Source organism: Stenotrophomonas sp. STEN021, from assembly GCF_056760175.1.
In genome coordinates this window covers 1-3,734 of sequence record NZ_JBRREH010000153.1, presented here as the reverse complement: position 1 = coordinate 3,734, position 3,734 = coordinate 1, and the positions used below count along the sequence as shown (strand labels likewise).

2 protein-coding genes are annotated in these 3,734 nt (G+C 55.3%); both read right to left on the bottom strand.

Annotated elements, in window-relative coordinates:
• The coding region (locus ACVOL0_RS20165; RefSeq protein ID WP_481550597.1) for an Ig-like domain-containing protein at positions 1 to 1,170 on the bottom strand (1,170 nt) is incomplete at its 3' end.
• Positions 1,171 to 1,666: 496 nt separating this feature from the next.
• On the bottom strand, positions 1,667 to 3,734 hold a 2,068-nt coding region (locus ACVOL0_RS20160; RefSeq protein WP_481550596.1), incomplete at its 5' end, for a hypothetical protein.

The window sequence follows — 3,734 nt, the reverse complement described above, 5'->3', positions numbered from 1 at the left end:
GATCACGTACGGCAACGACTCTTCACCGGAGTCGCCGTTCGGATGCTGGTGAATGATGCTGATCTCGTGGCGGCCATCCGCCAGCGGATACAGCGGCGTGAATGACCACTTGCCATCGGCACCGGTGATCGCATGGCCAAGCAGGTTCACGCCATCGTAAACGTGGACCATTACGCCCGGCTCGGCCCTGCCAACGATCTGCGGCCGGCCATCATCGGTATAGCCGCCGTTCTCGATCTCGCCCGTAATGGCCCCATGATCATCGATCAGTGCGTCGATGACGGGCACGTCGTCAATGGAGAATGGTGCAACCGCGCCAGCCACCTTGATGGCAGCGTCGGTCTGGACATTGTTGGGGCGCGCACGGTTCTTGCTGTCACCGGCTTCGGGAGCATGCTCGGTATCGGCATCGCTATCTTGAACGGCGGGCGCTGCGGGAGCAGCCTCGTCTTCCAGGATGGCGGCGTCAACGCTTGCGTCCAGCGGAGCCTGAGCGTTCGGCGCATCGACGGCGGCTTCGTCGCGTCCGGCGACGACAGCATCTGCTTCTACAGCATCGACATCATTCAGCACCGGCGCAACGGCAGTGTCCGGAGTCGAGTCACCGACCTGGGACGGAGCCAGCTCTTCGAGCCGGAAGTTGCTGGCTGCTGGCGCAGGCTGCGACTTGCCGCCGCTGCTTTTGCTGGTGTGCAGCGCGAGACCGCCCGCTACCGCGGCCAGACTGGACAGCACGCCACCGGCAAGCGAAGCGCCACTCTCGGAGAACTGGAAATCGGCCAACAGCGGCGACGGCGCTGCCGACAAGGTGATCAGTGAAGAACCGCCATCAACCATTGTCGCAGCATCGGCAAGACCATCCGCGGTGACAGCCTGGTATGTCACATACTCGCCATTGGCATCCAGGCCGACCAACTGCCCCTCGCTGCCGTAGAAATCTTCGATGATCAATGATGCGGGTTCGGCACCTTCCATCTCCTGCTGAAGAATCAGGTCCTTGCCGATACGCTTGGCAGTGATGCTTCCAGCGTTGCTCCCGTGCACTTCCGCAAGCACGTAGCGTGCACCGTTGGTCGCGCGGATACGAGCAGCCTTTTCATCCATTGCACTAGAAAATTGCCGGGCTTCAGCCACAGCGTTGCCTCTAACCACCGAAATAACTGCAGTCATTTGTTATCCACTCAATTTGTGTATTTCTAACTTTCCGAACCACGATCAATGCGTCGCGTGTTGGACCATTGTTGGTACTGGCTATGTAACTCGTCGCAAGTGCGGCCAAGACACAGCCAAGAGAATATGAAAGCAACAAAAAACCCTTTGAACAGCCATGCGTGAGATTCACTCATTCGCAAATCGCAGCAGTACCTAGCCAGCACATGGTTTCACCAGTGATAAGGTAGGCACCAATATCCAAGCCATCCATAAGGCTAGTCTTAAATCATGGACATTGACGTCTAGAGACCATTCACTGATCCGCTCTGCGCCAACGCTCGTCGCCTTTGAACGGAAGTCGATTTGGAATCGGCCCAAAATGAATGGAACAAATCAAGGAGCTTGTAGGTTGTCGCAATTCGAAGCGTTGGCAGGAGACAGCTTTGCAGATTCAACGGGGCGCAAGCACCCCGTTGACTTGCCTCCATGGCAAGCGAGACCTCCAGATTGCGGGTTACATTAAAACGTACGAGACCTGGTTCTGATCGAAGATATCTGCATTGAGACTCGTCACCAAGGTGCCGCCGCCAGAGTCTTCTGCGTACGAACGGGTAATCTCAAACAGACCTTGCTGTGAAGCAAACAAGTCCACTTCAACGGACTGAAGCAAAGAGACCGAGGACGCTTCAGGCACATCAATCCCTACATACTGCGGGTCTTTGGGACTGACAGAATCCGAATCTTCGACAACCATGTCCGATGCAGTAAACGAGCGCAGGCCCCGCGCAGCCGGGGCCACAATCTCGCTTCTGTTCTGAATGGTGACGTGCACACCTTGCACCAGAACTTCGGCGGCGATGGTGGAGTGTTGATACGACGTGTAGGTCTGGCCATTGACAGTCACCGCACCCTTGGCAACCCAATCTCCCAGATCGCCGCCAGAGGAATATGTTGAAGCGGGGCCAACATTGAATCCACCGACCAGCGTATCGTTAAGTATAAGGCCAGCATTCCCGCCCGTTGCTTTTACAATCATCTGCACACGGCTCGCCCCACCCTCATAAAATGCATCCACTCCACCATTTCTCAGCACATCGGAAAGACTCAGGTAAAGAAGCCTCGAATTTGAACTGGTGGTCGACCCCAAATCAAATATCTCCATGGAGCTAACATTTCGAACGCTCGGCAGTTGTGCCCCGGCTGTGCTGGTGAATTTCAATGTGTCAATACCAGCACCACCGTTGATCCCCGCACTCGCGCCAGTCAAGAAAGCCCAACCAGGGGTCTGCAGCACAACCACATCATCCGCATCGGTTCCAAAGAAGCTCTCCGAAACGGAGCCAATCACATTCGGCTCACGGGTATCCACGGTATGCACCACTTGCTTCATCTTGAATGCATCAAGCGTCAAGCTGGCCTCATTGCCAATGATCTTGATCGCACCTATATCCACCAGTTCATTTTGCGCAACGTAGCTGAACGTATTTGCGTGGAAGGCAGTGCTATCGCCGAATACCGTCTGCTCCTCAATCAAGCCCCCTTTGGTATCAAGGATAAGAATCTTGACACCAAGCTCGCTATCAATTCCGCTCAACCGCAGCCCAAACTCCCTGAGCGGCAACGCGAACACAAACGACGCGTCGGCGCCCTCGGCCCCGTTTATTGTCAAGCCCGCATAAGTGGAGCTCGTGGCTGCGGCCCTGACCATCACACCGTCTGTTTCTATCGTGAATCCGTTGTTGTAGACATAGGTGTTACCGACTAGCGGCTTAAGTAGCGTATCGGTGATCACTTGACCCACAAAGTAAGTACCAACAACCTGATAGGGTTGCGAAACGGCACCAGCAATTCCGTTTTTTCCAACGATTTGTGCTGTCACGGAGAAGTCCATATCAACACCCTGGAGAATGCTCCGATCAGCTGGCATCTTGACGGCTACACGACCTGAATCGACATCTGATTTTGTCAACGCCTGGTCATACGTAACCGAACCCCACCTGATGTGCACAGTGTCGCCTTGCTTGGCGCCTGTTCCTTCCAGAGATATCTCGATCAATGAGCCGTCGGCAGCTTTCGCTTGCGTATACATACCTTCGGCATCGGCGATACGTTCAATCGCAGGAATGCCCGGGGTCCGCATATCAACGAATTTAGAGTCACTCAATCCGATGGACCGACCGGTCGAGCGTTCGACCATCCTTACCTGCGCCGTCCAGTCGCCCGCTGGCATACCAGACTGCACTACAGCCCATGAGCCCTCGGAAAAAACCGCATCGGTCCAGGTATCACCGTCATCTGTAGATACCTGAATCACCATATCCGGAAGCAGATACAGCATGTTCTCCACGCTACCGAAGACGATGCGACCGCCAAAACCGTCCGACTCGGCCTTGGATATCGAGATTTCCGTAGGATAGCGCTCCCCCCATTCCAGAAGGTCCACCCGAAGCCCCGAGCTCCCCGAACCAGGATTAGGGAAGGTCTGATCAAAGCGCTCTGATACTTGGATTTCAGCGTCAAGGCGCCAAGTCGACCTCGATATGATCGATTTTGCGCCGTTTCTGACGCTTTTCGACGGGTTT